The sequence below is a fragment of the Paenibacillus sp. 05T425 genome (genome assembly GCF_056396205.1).
Genome location: NZ_JBFTLA010000004.1, coordinates 20266 through 37671 on the forward strand (window position 1 = coordinate 20266; position 17406 = coordinate 37671).

Annotated in this window: 17 protein-coding genes; 13 read left to right on the plus strand and 4 right to left on the minus strand. The window is 51.8% G+C overall.

Annotation, left to right across the window (positions count from 1 at the left end):
• Positions 1-108 precede the first annotated feature (108 nt).
• Positions 109-1296 carry a hypothetical protein gene (locus AC1DF0_RS09160; RefSeq protein WP_477573736.1) on the minus strand — a complete coding sequence of 396 codons (1188 nt, stop codon included), beginning with the start codon at positions 1294-1296 and terminating at the stop codon, positions 109-111.
• Positions 1297-1442: 146 nt separating this feature from the next.
• Between AC1DF0_RS09160 and AC1DF0_RS09165 the strand changes: the two genes are divergently transcribed.
• The 8 genes from AC1DF0_RS09165 (at position 1443) to AC1DF0_RS09200 (ending at position 12215) form a co-directional block, all read left to right on the plus strand.
• Complete coding sequence (locus AC1DF0_RS09165; protein WP_442048371.1) at positions 1443-2411, plus strand: VanW family protein; 969 nt, start codon at positions 1443-1445, stop codon at positions 2409-2411.
• A 299-nt stretch (positions 2412-2710) separates the two neighbouring features.
• A complete protein-coding gene (locus tag AC1DF0_RS09170; protein ID WP_477573737.1) occupies positions 2711-3715 on the plus strand; it encodes a LacI family DNA-binding transcriptional regulator in 1005 nt (334 codons plus the stop codon).
• A gap of 144 nt (positions 3716-3859) precedes the next feature.
• On the plus strand, positions 3860-4789 hold the full coding sequence (locus tag AC1DF0_RS09175; RefSeq protein WP_477573979.1) for an ABC transporter permease: 930 nt from the start codon (positions 3860-3862) through the stop codon (positions 4787-4789).
• Between the two features lie 15 nt (positions 4790-4804).
• Positions 4805-5701 (plus strand): carbohydrate ABC transporter permease, encoded by an 897-nt coding sequence (locus tag AC1DF0_RS09180; protein WP_442048369.1) that lies wholly within the window; start codon positions 4805-4807, stop codon positions 5699-5701.
• 101 nt (positions 5702-5802) lie between these two features.
• Positions 5803-7407: an ABC transporter substrate-binding protein gene (locus AC1DF0_RS09185; RefSeq protein ID WP_442048368.1), complete on the plus strand. Its 1605-nt coding sequence runs from the start codon at positions 5803-5805 to the stop codon at positions 7405-7407.
• Positions 7408-7479: 72 nt separating this feature from the next.
• A complete protein-coding gene (locus AC1DF0_RS09190) occupies positions 7480-8997 on the plus strand; it encodes a glycoside hydrolase family 32 protein (RefSeq protein ID WP_442048367.1) in 1518 nt (505 codons plus the stop codon).
• 16 nt (positions 8998-9013) lie between these two features.
• Complete coding sequence (locus tag AC1DF0_RS09195; RefSeq protein ID WP_477573738.1) at positions 9014-11287, plus strand: GH32 C-terminal domain-containing protein; 2274 nt, start codon at positions 9014-9016, stop codon at positions 11285-11287.
• A 43-nt stretch (positions 11288-11330) separates the two neighbouring features.
• Positions 11331-12215 carry an ROK family protein gene (locus AC1DF0_RS09200; RefSeq protein WP_442048365.1) on the plus strand — a complete coding sequence of 295 codons (885 nt, stop codon included), beginning with the start codon at positions 11331-11333 and terminating at the stop codon, positions 12213-12215.
• On the opposite strand, the gene AC1DF0_RS09205 is transcribed toward AC1DF0_RS09200, so the two are convergent.
• Positions 12194-12997, minus strand: coding sequence for a helix-turn-helix domain-containing protein (locus AC1DF0_RS09205; RefSeq protein WP_475823792.1), 804 nt, complete (start codon positions 12995-12997; stop codon positions 12194-12196). The genes AC1DF0_RS09200 and AC1DF0_RS09205 overlap by 22 nt on opposite strands.
• 176 nt (positions 12998-13173) lie before the next feature.
• On the opposite strand from AC1DF0_RS09205, the gene AC1DF0_RS09210 reads away from it, so the two are divergent.
• The 3 genes from AC1DF0_RS09210 (at position 13174) to AC1DF0_RS09220 (ending at position 15422) form a co-directional block, all read left to right on the plus strand.
• Entirely contained in the window at positions 13174-13983 is an 810-nt protein-coding gene (locus AC1DF0_RS09210) for a phytanoyl-CoA dioxygenase family protein (RefSeq protein ID WP_442048363.1), read from the plus strand.
• The gene (locus AC1DF0_RS09215; RefSeq protein ID WP_442048362.1) at positions 13952-14854 is read left to right on the plus strand and encodes a sugar phosphate isomerase/epimerase family protein; all 903 of its coding nucleotides are present in this window, start codon (positions 13952-13954) and stop codon (positions 14852-14854) included. Before AC1DF0_RS09210 ends, AC1DF0_RS09215 begins: the two co-directional genes overlap by 32 nt.
• A 280-nt stretch (positions 14855-15134) precedes the next feature.
• A complete protein-coding gene (locus AC1DF0_RS09220) occupies positions 15135-15422 on the plus strand; it encodes a HesB/YadR/YfhF family protein (RefSeq protein WP_442048361.1) in 288 nt (95 codons plus the stop codon).
• Between the two features lie 104 nt (positions 15423-15526).
• Here the strand turns inward: AC1DF0_RS09220 and AC1DF0_RS09225 are convergent, their stop codons facing one another.
• Positions 15527-15937: a hypothetical protein gene (locus AC1DF0_RS09225; RefSeq protein WP_475823790.1), complete on the minus strand. Its 411-nt coding sequence runs from the start codon at positions 15935-15937 to the stop codon at positions 15527-15529.
• Positions 15938-16175: 238 nt separating this feature from the next.
• Between AC1DF0_RS09225 and ssuE the strand changes: the two genes are divergently transcribed.
• Positions 16176-16739 carry an NADPH-dependent FMN reductase gene (gene ssuE, locus AC1DF0_RS09230; RefSeq protein WP_475823789.1) on the plus strand — a complete coding sequence of 188 codons (564 nt, stop codon included), beginning with the start codon at positions 16176-16178 and terminating at the stop codon, positions 16737-16739.
• A gap of 31 nt (positions 16740-16770) precedes the next feature.
• Entirely contained in the window at positions 16771-17067 is a 297-nt protein-coding gene (locus AC1DF0_RS09235; protein WP_442048358.1) for a 4a-hydroxytetrahydrobiopterin dehydratase, read from the plus strand.
• A gap of 64 nt (positions 17068-17131) precedes the next feature.
• Here AC1DF0_RS09235 and AC1DF0_RS09240 read toward each other — a convergent pair whose 3' ends face one another.
• Positions 17132-17257: a DUF6254 family protein gene (locus tag AC1DF0_RS09240; protein WP_477573739.1), complete on the minus strand. Its 126-nt coding sequence runs from the start codon at positions 17255-17257 to the stop codon at positions 17132-17134.
• Positions 17258-17406: the final 149 nt, after the last annotated feature.

Here is a 17406-nt window from a genome sequence, read left to right on the forward strand (position 1 = left end):
AGACCCCATAGGGACGTGCCAGTAGCTAGCCGCTCGAGCTTGAAATAGCAGCCAGTGCTGTGTCCGCGAGGGAAGGTAGGCGGTCCTTCGAAGTTTTACAATGAATTCTCAATTGACGACTCCGATTAATCGCCATGGCGAATCCTTAGTCGTTCGCTGAAAGGTGAAGGAGTAGGCGGTGTTGCGCTCCGGCACGTTCTTCGTCACTATCGTAATCGGCAGCGTCACTTGGGCGGATAGGGCGGGTTGCTCGGACGAATCCGAATGAAGCCCGCCTCCTTCACTCTTCTTCCGAAGCGGTTCTTTGATTGACACGAGAGTCCCCATTAATTCGACCCATTTCGTCACTTCCTCTTCCGGCACCTCCTTGGCAAGCTGCCTCAACATATGCTCGTCTTGATGGTTCAATACGACAACGAATAACTTGGCAAGCGAAGCAGGGGGAGCGGCGTCGAACAAAGCTTGCAGCTCTCCTCCTGCCTTATGCACCATAAGCTGATGGGCCAAGTCCGGAAATTCTGACTTATGCGTGCTGCTGCCGAGAAAATGGATGCAGAAGTGGCCGGAGAAGCCGTTCTCCGGTATGCCGTCGCCGCCATGCGGCATGCCGTTCATGGATGCCGCAATCCAACCTTGCTCGGATTGGACGAGAACAGCCTTGCGCTTCCAGCTCCAGCTGCCGCCGTAAATTTGCTTCATCGTTGCCGTATCGGCTTTCGTTAGCGGCTGTACGTCGGCATGATCGCTGCCGGCTCGGCGTTGCACGCGGAATGATAAGCCCGATTCGAGATCGATCACGGCAAAGATACTTTTGTTAGGGAGTGTCTGCTTCACTGAATCCCAGGATGTCATACCGCCGTAATGGTGCTTGCGCAGACCTTCGGCAAGCCGCAGCAGCATGTCCGAACTATCGGATGGCAGAAGCAGCCTTGTGTGTGCATCCTCTCGCCACAGATTGCCTGTCTCCTCCAACCGGTAATGCACGGGATTACTTTCCTGCGATAGCTGCACTTTAACCTCGACATCAGGCACAAGTACGACTTTTTCCGCCGATTCGACCTTCGACTGCTTCAATGCCTTCGTGAACTCAGCGCTGGTTATATCGAGCGTGCTCTCCAAAGCAGCCTGCCGGCTGGCATGAACCGCAATCGTTAACGATGCTAATGCTTGCGCTTTTTTACTTGCATAACCAAGTGCCTCAACAGGAGCCAACACAACTGCAAACTGCAACGCAAGCAGTACGGCAGCAGTCCCTATAGTTATCGCTAATCGCGAAGTAATTGTCCATTGTCTCATCAAATGCTGCCTCCGTTCCGCTTCATAAATGTCCGTTTATAGAATTGGCTGCGATGCTCATATTTATGTGATGAGTCATTATGCATGAAGAGCCGATTTTTTCACCATACTATGTCGGATAAATAGCTAAGAGGGGGAGCATACAATTGTTGTACCATATGGCTTTAGCTATTCTGATGCTTATTCAACCTGTTGGTATTGCGGAACATTATAATTCCGATGCAGGCTCACAAGCCGAGCGGCAAGCGCCTTTGTCTATCGAGCGTCATGGTCAACAAGTTAAGGAAGCTAGGAGCTCGGAATATACACATCCATTGCCGGGCGTTCCGATCGTGAATGAATCGAAGTTTATTTCACTTATGGATGAAGTGGACAAGCGTACCTTCACCCCGCCTGTCGATGCATCGCTTGACGGATGGGGCGGAATCGTTCCGGAGAAGACGGGTTACAGACTTGATCGAGCCTTATTCGAAGAGCAATTCTATGGCTACATTTTCGAAGGGGCAAACTTCACCTTGGAAGTCCCTATGCAGCCGGTCTATCCACGTGTTGACAGTGAATTGATGTCCTCTATTCGGGTTAAGCAAATCGGACTATATACGACGTATTACAATAGCCGCAACAAAAACCGTTCGCATAACATCCAGCTTGCGGCCAATGCGATTAACAACCGCGTCGTATTCCCGAACGAAAATTTCTCGTTCAATGAAACGGTCGGCAAGCGCACCGAAACCAAGGGCTATATGCGCGCCCCAGTCATCGTAAGGGGAGAGGTATCGGAAGGAATCGGAGGCGGCATTTGCCAAATCTCTTCCACGCTGTTCAACGCCGCTGATCGCGCTGGCCTGCAAATCGTGAACCGTTACTCTCATAGCCGCAATGTTCCTTACGTGCCGCCTGGCCGCGACGCGACGGTAAGCTGGCAGGGACCCGACTTTGTTTTTAAAAACAGGTATAACGAGCCGATTCTGATCCGCGCATATGCAAGGAACGGAACGGTCAGCATCATGATCTATTCCTCGGAAACCGTCAACGACAAGCCACGAGAAGTGCCGAGCGCTTCCAAGAAGCTGCCGGAGGAAATTATGACTGAGTTGAACACGGTTGGCCATTAAGCGGAGAAAAGTGAATTCATTCCGGGAAGGTTGTCCTTCGAAAGGCGTACAAACTGCATGGCGATAGTCGGGACAACCTTTTTTACCACAACAGAATGTTTAAGTGCTTTATAGCGATAAAGCGTAAAGGAAATCATTCTGATTGGCGATAAAAACTTCCGCTTAAACGCGGTCGCTCATCCTCGAAGTACTCCGATAGGAGTTTTTCTCATTTTGGTATTGACGACTTGCGATGAAAACGCTTATAATTCAGTTAAACGATTACGTAAACGATTACCTAAGGGGACAATGATATACCGATGAGCATTAAGGAAGTGGCCAAACGAGCCAATGTATCTACCGCCACCGTATCCCATGTGATCAACGGAACCCGATACGTCGCCAACGAGACGAAGATGAGAGTGCTGGAGGTCATGAAGGAATTAAAGTATCAGCCGAACAGCGTCGCGCGAAGCTTGCGCAGCAAGCAGTCTAAGATTATCGGACTGATGGTGCCGATTATGCCCAACGATACGGCGAGCTTTTTCTTCATGTCCATTGCGCAAGGGATTGAAAACGTTCTTATGGAGAAGGGATACAGCTTGATCCTAAGCAATACGAAGGACGATATCGCAACCGAACAGGCGCAAGTGACGATGTTCAATTCTCAATTGATCGACGGGCTGATCATGGCTCCGACCTACGAGGAGCACGCGTACTTGGATACGCTGAGAACCGGCGATTATCCAGTCGTCTTCATCGACCGCAAGCCAACTGAAGCTCAAGGCGACTGCGTGTTGACCGAAGGAGCGAGAGGGGCATACGAGGCGGCCCGCCATCTAATCGGTAAAGGGCATGAACGAATCGGCTTCATCACCGGCTCGCTTGGGTTAACGACAAGCGACGAACGGTTAGCGGGATTTAAGCAAGCATTGTCGGATAACGGACTGACAATCGAGGAACAATTAATACAGGTAGCGGATTCCACCAATTCCAGCTTTGACAGCGGATATCGGCTGACGCAGACGCTCATTACGAATCATCGGATAACGGCATTATTCGTAGCGAACAACGTCATGACTATGGGAGCGCTCCATTATCTGCAGGAAAATAACATTGCCGTTCCGGACGATATCGCGATCATCGGCTTCGACGATTATGAATGGGCCAGAGTAACAAGGCCGGCATTGTCCATGGTCAAACAGCCTTCTTTCGAGCTTGGAGAGGCAGCCGCGAATATTTTGCTGGAGCGGATCGAGAATCCCGATGCGGATTACAAGGAAGTCAGACTTCCGACCGAGCTTGTCATAAGAGGTTCTTCTTAAACGAAGAACCTACTCTAGTCTGTAAACGATAAAGCTGAAAGCTACAAGTGTTACGTAATCGTTTACGTAAACGATTACGTGCGAGAGGGTGGGTGCAAACGACGTATGAAGAAATCTGATAACACCGCTGCTTTGCCGCAAGGCATGCATCGTCCGACCAACAAGCAGGGCAATCGATTATGGCCGAAGATCAGGCAAAACTACGAGCTGTACTTGTTCATTTTGCCGGCGGTCTTATTGTATCTCGTTTTTAAGTATTACCCGATGTACGGCGTTCAAATCGCTTTCAAAGATTTTCGCGCAAGCAAAGGGATTTGGGGCAGCGAATGGGTAGGCTTAGAGCATTTTCAGCGGTTTTTCGAGGCGTATAACTTCTGGCCTATTATGGAAAATACGCTGCTTCTAAGCGTATACTCACTATTTTTCAGCTTCCCGGTCCCGATACTCGTTGCGCTTATGCTCAATCAGATGATGGCGAAGCGGTACAAGAAGTTCGTGCAAACCGTTATCTATGCACCGCATTTTATTTCCACCGTCGTATTGATCGGCATGCTGAACGTCTTTCTATCTCCGAACAGCGGGCTCGTCAATCACGTCATCGCTTTCTTTGGCGGGGATCCAATCCTGTTCATGGCCGACGAAGGCTGGTTCCGACCGCTGTACGTATTGTCAGGCATATGGCAAGAGACCGGCTTCGCAACGATTATCTACTTGGCCGCGCTGGCCGGCGTCAACCCCGAACTGCACGAGGCGGCGATTATGGACGGGGCGAGCAAGTGGAAGCGGGTTAAGCATGTCGATATCCCAAGCATACTTCCGACAATTATCATCCTGATGGTTCTTGCGGTCGGCAATATTATGAGTATCGGCTTCGAGAAAGCCTATCTGATGCAAAGCGACTTAAACTATGCAACATCCAACATTATTCCGACTTACGTGTACGAACTCGGGATACAGAAGGCGCAGTACAGCTTCTCTGCCGCAATCGGTCTATTCAATTCAATCATCAACGTCGTGCTGCTTGTAACCGTGAACCGTGTAGCCAAGAAGCTAACGGAAACGAGCTTATGGTAAGGAGGCTAACTAAACATGAATGCGCTGCTAAGAAGAAAATCCAAAGGCGATCTTGCGTTCGATATCGCCAATTACACGCTGCTTACGATCGCGATGCTGTTAATCCTGTATCCGCTCTATTTCGTGTTCATTGCATCGTTCAGCGATCCTAATATGATTTATTCCGGCCAAATCTGGCTATTGCCCAAGGGGCTTACGCTTGACGGCTACGAGCGGATCTTCGCGGATGCGACGATATGGATCGGGTACGGCAATTCGCTGCTGTATGCCGTTGTCGGCACGCTTATTAGCGTGGCCGTCACGCTGCTCGCCGCGTATCCGCTGGCACGCAGAGACTTTGTCGGCAGAGGGCTGTTTATGTGGTTCTTCATGTTCACGATGTTTTTCGGCGGGGGACTCATACCGACCTACCTGCTGATCAAAGACCTGCACATGATCAATACAATATGGGCGCTCGTTATTCCGGGCGTGGGAAGCGTGTTCAACATCATCATCGTGCGCACCTTCTTCCAAAGCACGATTCCCGACGAAATGCGGGAGGCCGCTTTCATCGACGGCTGCTCGAATACGCGCTTTTTCTTCAGCATGGTCCTTCAGCTGTCGAAGCCGATTATTGCCGTTATGGTGCTATATCACGTGGTCGGCTTCTGGAACGGTTTCTTCGACGCTATGATTTATTTGAACGAGGAGTCGAAGTATCCGCTCCAGCTCGTCCTGCGCAATATTCTTGTGCAAAATCAAGTGAACGGAAGCATGATGATCGACGTGGAATCGTATGCCGCCAAGCTAAGGGTAACCGAGCTGATCAAATACGGCGTCATTATCATCGCCAGCCTTCCGCTGCTGATTTTGTATCCGTTCCTGCAGCGTTATTTTGTCAAAGGGGTCATGATTGGCTCCATCAAGGGCTAACGCCTCTGTATTAGCGGTTGTCTCCGGGCTCCGTATTTCCGCGGATCGGACTCGGTTGATAATAGATAAAAAGCGATATTAAAAAGGGAGGATCTCATCAAATGAAAAAAGCAGGGTCGATTGCCGTAAGCGTCATGCTGAGCGCCGGATTGCTGCTCTCCGCTTGCGGAAGCAACGATGCGAACAAAGGCAAAGAAACGCCGAGCACAGAGATCAACAAAGAAGGGCTACCGATCGTAAACGAGAAAGTAACGCTGTCGATCGTGTCGCCGAAGGCTCAGCTTGCTCCGGAATATAACGAGATGGAAATATTCAAGCGGCTGGAAACCGATACGAACGTTCATATTGAATGGAATAATATTCCCGACACCGATTACGGGGAGAAGAAAAACTTGCTGCTGGCAAGCGGCGATCTGCCGGATGCGTTCTATGCTTCGCAATTTTCCGATTATGAATTGATTACGTACGGGGAAGACGGCACGATTATTCCGCTTGAGGATTTGATCAAAGAATACGCGCCGAATTTGAATAAGCTGCTTGAAGAAAGGCCCGATGTCAAGGCGGCCATTACAGCCCCGAACGGACATATCTACGGATTGCCGACTTGGGAGGAGAACGAGCTCGGAACGAATCCGTTCTTCCACGTCATCAATACGGAATGGCTGAACAAGCTGAACTTGAAATTCCCGGAAACGCTTGACGAGTATACGGCTGCGCTTGTCGCCTTCAAGACGCTCGATCCGAATGGCAATGGCAAAGCTGACGAAGTACCTCTCAGCTTCATGCATATGCAATGGTGCATGGATATCGGCGGGTTGTTCGGCGCGTTCGGCATGCCTGACAATCTGGAGCATCGTATCGTACGCGACGGTAAAGTCATCTTCACGGCTACGCAGCCGCAGTATAAGGAAGCGCTGACTTACTTCAACGAAAAATGGTACAAACAAGGACTCATCGATCCCGAATCGTTCACACAGGACGCTCCGCAATATTTGGCCAAAGGCAAGACGCCTGAGCCTACGCTTGGCTCTTATGTATGGTGGGAAATCGAAGAGGTTGTAGGCACGGAGCAGGCTAAAAATTACGCTCTTGTACCGCCGCTTACGGGACCTAACGGCGACAAGACGATCGGTCGCGGCAACGGCGGCGGACCTGGCCGCAACGCATTCGTTATTACAAAGGACAACGAAAATCCGGAAGTCACGATGCGCTGGATCGACCAGCAATACGAGCCGTACATGGCAGCGCAAATTCACTGGGGCCCGATCGGCGTCATTTACGAGAAGGATGCTAGCGGCAAGCTGGTCAACCTCCCGCTTGAGGAAGGCGTATCGATGGGCGAATTCCGCCAGAAGGTCGCTCCGAACGGCGCGGGCGTGATCACGAAGGACCACTTCAAGACGATCGTGGATATGGAGCCGCGCGCGCAGCAGCGGAAGAAGGATCTGGAGCAAACCTACGAGCCGTTCATGGAGAAGGAAAACTATCCGACGATTTTCTTCGAGCCGGAAGAGCTTGATCAAATTAACCAAATCGAGCCGGAGCTAATGAAATACGTCAATACGCAAAGAGCGAAGTTTATCGTCGACGGCGTGACGGACGCAGCATGGGACGGCTATGTGAAGAAGGTCGAGGATATGGGCCTTAGCAAGCTGATGACGATCTACCAAACGGCGCTAGACAGATATAAAGAAGCTCAGAAATAGTAGATAAGGATTGGCGTCGACGGAGCATTCCATCCGAATGTTCCGTCGACGTCATTAAGGAGAGAGAACCGAATGAAGCATACGTATAACCACCCGCTAAGACCTCAATTTCATTTTACGTCCGAAGCCCATTGGCTGAACGATCCGAACGGCATGGTGTACTTCGATGGCGAGTACCATTTGTTCTACCAGCATCATCCGGAGAGCACGGTGTGGGGACCGATGCACTGGGGTCATGCGATAAGCCGCGATCTTGTAAGGTGGGAGCACCAGCCAATCGCGCTTTACCCCGATCGCAACGGTACGATTTTCTCCGGCAGCGCAGTAGTCGATTGGCACGATACGAGCGGATTTTTTGATGGCGGCGCAGGGCTCGTTGCGATTTATACGCAGACCGAGATGATTGAAGGCTCGGACCAATCCAAGCAGCGACAAAGCATCGCGTACAGCAGAGATAACGGTCGTACTTGGATAGCATTTGCGGGTAATCCGGTGCTGGCGGACGAGAGATGCCCCGACTTCCGCGATCCGAAAGTATTCTGGCATGAAGCTTCGAAGCATTGGGTCATGGTACTTGCGGCCGGCGATCGTTTATTTCTTTATACGTCAAACAATTTGCAGGACTGGACATTCGCAAGCGAATTCGGTGCTGCCGATGGATCGCATGACGGCGTCTGGGAGTGCCCCGATCTGTTCGCTCTGCCCGTCGATGGTCGGAAGGGCAATGAGAAGTGGGTTATGATTGTAAGCATCGGCGACAACGAGCAGATGCCGGAAGGCTCCCGTACGCAATATTTCGTCGGAGAGTTCGACGGTCGAACTTTCGTGAACGACAATTCGCCGGAGACGATTCTATGGATGGATCACGGCCGCGACAACTATGCGGGCGTGACGTGGTCGGATGCGCCAGGCAATGGCGAAGATCGGCTTCTTATCGGCTGGATGAACAATTGGAAATACGCGAACCTTATTCCGACGGGCGAATGGCGCGGCGCGATGACGCTTCCCCGCAAGCTGTCGCTGGAGCAACGGGCTGGAGGCATTCGCCTGATCCAGCACACGCTTGATGCTCTTGACGGACTTCGTCTAGGGGGAACCGAATGGAGCGATCTGACGATAGAGTCGGGTCATAATCAACTGCTTGCAGAGCAAGGCGAACTGCTAGAGATGGCAGTGGAGTTCGAGCTCGGAACAGCAGCCGAATTCGGCATTAAGCTTAAGTCCGGTACTCGCGGCGACGTAGAATATGAAACGATCGTCGGCTACGATGCTGCAGCCGGTGAACTGTTTATCGATAGAACGAAGGCGGGCGACTCGGCGTTTCATCCCCAGTTCGCTTGCAAGCATGGCGCCTCCCTTGCGGCTCCGAACGGGCGAGTCAAGCTTCGCTTATGGGTAGACCGGTCGTCGGTCGAGCTATTCGCGGACGAAGGCGGATTGGTCATGACGGACCAGCTGTTCCCTCATGCCGGGAATGACTCTATCGAGCTGTATGCGACAGGGGGAAGTGTACGCGTTGTTTCTCTGCAGTACTATCCGCTGCAGTCCGTGTATGCCTCGTCAACGACAAAGGAAACGGTACAAAAATAAGCAAGGGGGAGCATTTATGGTTCAAAAAGGAGACAAGGCGACGCTGGATGGCGATCTAATCGGTTATTGGCCCTTAGATGAGACGGATGGCAGAACCGTCCTGGATGTCGTCAGCGGAAGGCAAGACGAGATTTCATATGCTCTGCTGGATGCGAGATTTACGGAATCTGCCGATCCGAAGCGCGTCGTAGGCATTTCGGGAAACGCGCTGCTGTTCGACGGCTATTCAACCTGGATTAGCCGTACGGCGGATGCCGTAGAGCAGCCGCTTGAAGCGCTGACCATTACGGCATGGGTAGCTCCCCGTTCTTACGAGTGGGGGGAGGATCAGCGGCTTTCGGCGATCGTGAACCGGCATGACAGGGAAGCGAGAGAAGGTTTTATACTCGGCATGTATCGGCATGGCTCATGGTCGCTTCAGGTCGGCATTGAAGGCCGATGGATCGAGCTTTGGTGCGAAGATGAGCCGCTTGAGAAGGACAAGTGGTCGCATGTGGCGGCAACCTTCGATAGTAATCAATCGATGATGAGGCTTTACCTGAACGGCGTTCAGGTTGCCGCACATCCTACACCGGCACATGCGCCGATTACTTCGTGCGGTACTGATCTGCTCATCGGCCGGAATAATCAGGCTAAAGTGCTGGCGGAAGCGTTCCGGCATCATCTATTCGGCGGTCTGATGGACGAGGTGAAGATATACCGACGAGCTCTGACGGCAGAGGAGATCGCGTATTCCGTTGAGATGGATCTTGCGCCTTACGGCGGAGTCGTGCCTGCGATCGCGGAAGCGGATATTCGGCTCGACCGCACGCCGCTGCTGAAGGACCGGCACCGGCCGCAGTATCATGCGAGTCCGCCGGCGCATTGGATGAACGAGCCGCATGCTCCGATCTATTTTGAAGGGAAATATCATCTTTTTTATCAGCACAATCCCCAAGGGCCTTATTGGTCGCAAATTCATTGGGGTCACTGGGTGAGCGACGATTTGGTGCGTTGGCGGGACTTGCCGGTTGCGCTTACGCCCGAGAAGGGGCAAGTCGATCCCGATGGCGTTTGGTCGGGCAGCGCCGCATATGACGAGAACGGCGTGCCCGCGCTTTTCTTCACGGCGGGGGACGATAGCGCGTCGCCTAATCAGCGTGTCGGTCTAGCTCGCAGTACGTTCTTGCAGGACGGCGATTCCGATCTTGCGAAGTGGGTAAAGCATCCGGCGCCTTTAATCGTGCAGGAGAAGGGCCAGGGCATGTTCGGAGACTTCCGTGATCCGTTCGTATGGAAGGAAGGCGAGTTGTGGTATTTGCTTATCGGTACGGGAACGGACGACGGGCGCGGAGGAACGGCGCTGGCCTACACGTCTCGGAACATGACGGACTGGTCTTATAAGGGTGAGTTCTTCACGGTTGATCCGGCCGTCTATCCGTATCTCGGCAATATGTGGGAGCTGCCTGTGCTGCTGCCGCTTGGCAAGGATGGCGGGGGCAAGGAGAAGCATGTATTTCTTATCAGCCCGCTAGGACCGGGGGCGGACGTAGAGGTGTTCTATTGGATCGGGACATTCGATACTGAAGCATTTCGGTTCAAGCCCGATCGCGAAGAGCCGCAGCTTATCGATGTCGGTGACTTCCATTTTACCGGGCCAAGCGGCATGGTAGATCCGAGGACGGGGCGCAATATCGTGTTTACGATCGCGCAGGGCGAACGGACGCCGCAGGTAGACTATGATTCGGGCTGGGCGCATAATGCGGGTTTGCCGCTCTGCCTGTTTCTTCGGGAGGATGGACAGCTTGGCGTTGAGCCTATAGAGGAGCTGCAGTCGCTGCGCGGCGAGCATCTGGTATCGTTAGCGAACGTATCGCTTACCGAGGTCAACGAGCGGCTTGCGAATGTGAAGGGCGATATGCTTGAAGTTGTGTTCGAGCTTGCCGAGGCGGAAGAAAACGATATCGGGATTGGCGTAAGGAGATCACCGGACGGAGAAGAAGAGACGGTGATTTATTATGATAGGAATCAGTCCGAGCTCGGCGTGGATCGCACGAAGTCGACGCTAGATCCCGAGGCGCGTTCGAGAGGCGTCCAAAGCGGGAAGCTGGAACTGGCCGGCGAAGCGCTGCGGCTGCGGGTTTACTTGGACCGCTCGATGATCGAAGCGTACGCGAACGGGTTGAAGAGCGTGACGACGAGAGCGTATCCGAGCCGTGAAGACGCGCTTGGCTTGCAGCTTTCGGGCGAACCTTCCATAATGATAAAGTCGATTGATATTTGGAGGATGGCGTCCGCGTACGAATCATAGTAATCGCAGCGACGTTGTCATGAAATGAAGGAGAGATAAGGCAATGCGAATAGGTGCGATAGAAGCGGGCGGGACGAAGTTCGTCTGCGGAATAGGCGACGAGAACGGCGTCATCTCGGATCGAATCAGCTTCCCGACCGGGCAGCCGGAGGAGACGCTCGCCCAGGCGATCGCTTACTTTAGCGGCAAAGGCGTAGAGGCGATCGGTATCGGCAGCTTTGGTCCGATCAACCTTGATCCGCACAGCGGGCAGTATGGATACGTAACGACGACACCAAAGCCAGGTTGGTCAGGCTTCGACTTTCTGGGAGCGTTGCGAGCGGAGTTCGACGTACCGCTAGGCTGGGATACCGACGTGAATGCCGCAGCCTACGGCGAGGCCAAGTGGGGTGCAGCGAAAGGGCTGGACAGCTGCGTCTATTACACAATAGGGACAGGGATCGGTGTCGGCGTCTATGCCGAGGGCAAGCCCATTCACGGCCTTGTTCATCCGGAGGGCGGCCATATACTGACGCGCCGACATGGTCATGATCGCTTCGAGGGCTGCTGTCCGTATCACGGAGACTGCCTGGAAGGAATGGCAGCCGGACCAGCCATCGAGAAGCGTTGGGGCGTGAAGGGCAGCGAGCTGGGCGCTGATCATGAGGCATGGGCGATGGAAGCCTATTATATCGGCCAATCGTTGACGTCTACGATCCTCTTGCTGTCTCCCGAGAAGATTATACTCGGAGGCGGCGTCATGCATCAGGAGCAGCTATTCCCGCTAATTCGCGCCGAGGTGCAGCGTAATCTGAACGGGTATGTGAGCGCGGAGCCGCTGCTTAGCGGTATCGAGAGCTATATCGTACCTCCCGGTCTTGGCGACAATGCCGGATTATGCGGCTCGCTCGCACTCGGGTTAGAGGCTCATCGCCTTTCCTTGCGATAACTGCTGGGGCTAACTGCCTGCCACTTATGGAACTGGTTAATAAAATGATTGTAATTCTGATAGCCGACGTCGTACGCGATGTCGGCTAAGCTTCTATCCGTATGCTCCAGGAGCAGCGCAGCTTGGCGAATGCGCATTTGATTCAGCGTATCAATGATCGATAGTCCGGTACTCTCCTTGAACAGATGCGACAAGCGCGATGACGAGAGCTGGACGGCTGAAGCCAGCTCTTCGATCTTGAGCGGCTCGCGCATCCCTTGCGAGATGCGATTCAAGGTTTCCTCGACACGGCTGTCGAAATGCTGCTTCCGTCTGCGTGCGAGCAGAATAAGCACTTCGCTAAGCGAGGCGAGGCAAAGCTCGTTCCAATAGCTGCTGCGTTCCCTGGAGTCCGATAGTATTCGGGAGAACGCCCTATATATTCGCTTGCGAGCCGAATCCCCCGCAACCGTTTCATTAAACAGCTTCGCTTCCGGCAGCAGATTGGCCTGTATGGCATGATCGGGAAAATGCGCCCAGATAAAGTGCCAGCGCATCCCTTTTGCCGTTCCGTATTGATGAGGCGTATCCGGTCTCATCAAAGTGACATCGCCGGGCTTGCATTTGAGCTCCTCACCGGGAATATGGAAGTACCCCTCGCCCGCGATCGTATACGTAATCAGCCAATCGCCCATGCCTGCCGGCCGGGAGGCTGCATAAGTATCCGGCTCATCGAAGTGACCGGACAACACAATTCCTGCCGCAGAGCCGTTGTATTCCGTTGGAACGTTCAATTTAAGCATGCCCTCAATTCCTCTCCTCTCACAACAGAATTTATATTCAAAGCATAACGCTGTTTGTTCTTAAAAACTAGTGTGATAGCAGAATTGTGTGATAAGAGAGCATCATTGTTACTTCATCGATATGCTTCAATTTCCTATACTGAGAGCATACCAGCAAAACGATGGAGGGATACGCAATGAGTACAGCTTTACGAGCGTTGACGCAGGAGCAGAAACAGTTTTTCGAGGAGCAGGGTTATCTGATTGTGAAAGGTTTGTTCAAGCCAGAGGAACTCGCGGAGATCGAGACAACCTTCGAGGATATCAGCCAGAAGACGATTCCAGGGTATTTCGAGCCTAAGCTTGATTCAGAGGTGACAGATCCGCTTACCCGCTATCCGCGAGTCATGCATCCGCATCGATTCAATGAAGCGGCGAAGCGTTACATGCTTCACGAGCCGGTGCTTGACATATTGGCGGATTTGTACGGCGAGGAAGCATACGCTGCCCAAAGCATGTTCTATTATAAGCCGCCAGGCTCGCGCGGTCAGGCGCTCCATCAAGACAATTTCTACCTCCAGGTAGAACCGGGCAACTGCATTGCCGCATGGACGGCGGTCGATGCTGCGGATGAGGAGAACGGAGGCTTGCTTATCGTGCCGAAGACGAATGATTACGAGATCGTCTGCCCTGACATCGCCGATTCCAAAGAGTCATTCACGACGCATTACGTGAAGCCGCCGAAGGACGAGAAAGCAATCCCCGCCATTATGGATAAAGGCGACGTGCTGTTCTTCAATGGCAATCTGATACACGGCTCTTACCGTAACAAAACGAAGGATCGTTTCCGCCGCGCCTTTATTTGTCACTATGCGAACCAGTCGGCTACGAAGATTTCACATTACTACAAACCACTGTTCCGTGCCGACGGCTCGGAGGTTATTTTGGAAGACAATCCGGACGGAGGACCTTGCGGTGTCGAATTCGAGAACGTCTATCCACACTGATCACATACATTGGGAGAAGCCTACGCTCGCAGTTCATATGTCATGGTGGGGAATGAGCGGCCTGGGCGAACGTAATCGCGAATGGTCGCTTGAGGAGAGATTTGCTCAGATTGCGGAGGCAGGCTTCGACGGCATTGACGGCTTCATCCCGGCGCCTGAAGAAGCAGCGGAGTGGCGCAGGCTGCTTGCCAAGTACGAGCTGGCGCTAAGCGTCAACACGTATCCAAGGACAGCTGCAGATCTAGAACAGTTTCTGCAAAAGGTGCACGCTTATGATGGCGATATATCATTCATCAATGCCCAGGTGATGACTCCGTTCCTGATTGACGAACCAGCAATATCGTTGCTCGGCGAGCTGAAGCGACTTGGAGAAGCGTATGAGCTCCCCGTCCATATTGAAACGCATCGCGGTACGATTACGCAGGATCTGATCCGCACTGCAGATTATGTCCATCAATTAAGCGGTCTGCCGCTGACGATCGATTTCTCCCATTACGTTGTCGCTGGCGAGCTTCATACGATCTCTAATGAAGCAGAGGCGCTGCTCGGTGAGTTGCTCGTCCATACGGCGAGCATACATGCGCGCGTCTCGAACGGCGAGCAGGTGCAGGTCAGCATTGGCGACAATGGCGAGCATCCGATGGTTCCGCATTTCAAGCGGTGGTGGAAGGAAGGCATGAAGCAATGGCTGCGATCCCGGGATAAACAGGAACTTACGCTGACAGCCGTGTGCGAGCTAGGTCCACCCGGATATGCGATAACGATTGACGAGTATGCGGGGCGTACGAAGGAAATAAGCGACCGTTGGCAGCAATCTCTGCTATTGAAGGATATATTGCGCCGAGCATGGTCGGAGGCTTTAAGCGAATAGAAGCAGGACTGTCCCGCAGCATCCAAACTGCGAGATGGTCCTGTTTTTGTTTATTTTTAATTTATTGTAAAAAAATAATGGCAAGCTTGAAGCCAAATCGGCTTCACCTGCGTTTAATAGTATATAAGCGTTTTTGTCCAATCTCGCTCAAGCGAAGGATTGACAGAAAGACGTTAATTCGCAATGATGGATGATAATAGTTCGATAACTTTATCCATCTAAAAGAATAGAACAAACTATCCATACAATTAGGAATGATTACAATAAGGAGCTGACAACAATGAATATTGTAGTGGAGCAGCCGGCGGCTAGCTGGTATAAGAGCGAGATGGGTTTATCGGAGGGCGATCACGTACGTATTTTCGTGCGGCTGGGCGGCTGCGGCAGCGTGCATCCGGGACTGTCGCTTGGGATTACGAAGGAGACTCCGAGAAAGGTTGGACTGTCGCATACGGTGGACGGCGTAACCTTCTATATGGAAGAAGATAACCTATGGTACTTGGATAACAAAGAGCTCCGAATCTCGTTCAACGAGAAGTTCGAAGAAATTATGATGAAAGTGCAGTAAGCGAAGTTTGATGATTCAGCCATTAAAGCCGTTAAACATAAACAAGCCTCCGAACCAGGCAGCCGATTAGGCGACCTGACGCGGAGGTTTTTTCATGTCTTAACCTACATACATTTTTCTTTTACGATCACTTTTTCCGGCTCAATCGTAACGATTGAATAACCTGACAGCGATTCGGTATACGAGCAGACGGCCTGTTGCTTCGTTTCGCCGCTGGCATCCTTGTATTTGATATAGATACCGCCCTCACCAGCTAAGCTGAGCTTCGGCTTAATCTTAATTTCCTCCCCGCTTCGAATCGTTTGCTCGAATTGCTGCTTGGAGTCGCCATTCACGATGCCTGCTTCTAAGGCGATAATATCACTATCTGTCTGATTGCTTACCGTTACTGAGAAGCGCTGGAATTGCCTGATCAAATCCATATTGCTCTTCAATAGGGAGTAGGCCGAGAAAATAATGAATCCAAGCACGAATATCGAACCAAGTAATATGATCCTTTTACTTTGCCGTGTCACCTTGTTCCGCCCTTTCCTTGCATGCTTACCAACATCTGCCGATAATGAAGACGCAAGTGAGTAGGTTTAGTTGCGTTAAAAGAGACAATTCATCGTCTGTTCGGCAGTTTGGGCATCCATTTTATATAATCCTTATAATTCATACCTATTTAGTATGTTTTTTTGTGCCAAATGCATTTACTTCATAATGAAATATGTTAAAATGAATGAAAATACGAACCAAGCGGAGGAATTATTCATGAGTAAAATAGCTGTCATATCCGGTAGCCCAACGTCAAACTCGCGTCTGTATGGGCTCGTTGAATACGTAGAAGCAAAGCTAACTGCGGAAGGTCATGAAGTTATTCGCATCAACGTAGCCGACTTGCCTGCTGAGGCGCTGGTGAAAGCGCAATTCGGCAATGAGGAGCTGCAGCGGGCTACAGCCTTAGTTAACGATGCAGACGGTGTTGTGATTGCAAGTCCCGTCTACAAGGCTTCGTACACAGGTCTGCTGAAGACGTTCCTTGATTTGCTGCCTCAGACTGGCTTGAAGGGAAAAATTACTTATCCGCTGTTCATTGGCGGAACAATCGCTCATCTGCTTAGCATCGACTTTGCGCTCAAGCCGGTTATTGCAGCATTAGGCGGGCGTGTTGTATTAGGCGGCGTCTACGCGATCGATCCATGGATCGAGCGTCTGGAAGGCGGCGGCTACGGCTTGTCCGAAGAGCTGATCGAACGCTTGGATCGTTCGACAGGCGAATTCATTGAGGAATTGCATTGGCAGACTGTCCGTGCGGAGAGCCGCGCGAATCAATAAATAAAGGTCATGGCGATGGGAGGAGCTGAATATGGCTGCTGCGAAATTATCGGAAGAGCGAGTTGCACAGTTGCTTGAGGTGAGACCGGCTTGGAAGCTCACTGATGGGAAGTGGATCATTCGCAAGTATCGATTTCAGACGTATATGGAAGGCATTTCGTTCGTCAATCGAGTAGCCGAAGCGTCGGAGAGGCTGAATCATCATCCATTCATCGTTATTGAATACAAGCTTATTACTTTAAAGTTAACCTCATGGCATGCGGGCGGTCTAACCGAGCTTGACTTCGAGACGGCCGCCGAATTCGATACCCTGTTCGAGGAAATTTAACGGAAAAGAGCCAATCAAACGCCATAGGGGCCGTTTGATTGGCTCTTTTTGTCATGTTTGGATGTTACTCTTTGTCCTTGCTTTCGGTTTCCTTGCTAAGCTCCTCGAGCGATTTCACTTTGCCATGCGGCTGCTGCGTATGCTTGCGCTGATTCCAAGCGTTCTCGCGGCGATTTTTCGACGATGTCATATTCGGGCATCCTCCTTTCCAGCAACTAGTTTGCCAAAGAAGCCAATGATTTATGACCTTCGGCGATCCTAAGCGAATACATGGGGTGCTGCCGCTTATTGGAGATTTATGCCATAATGTAATCTAAAAGGCATCAAACGGACTATTGC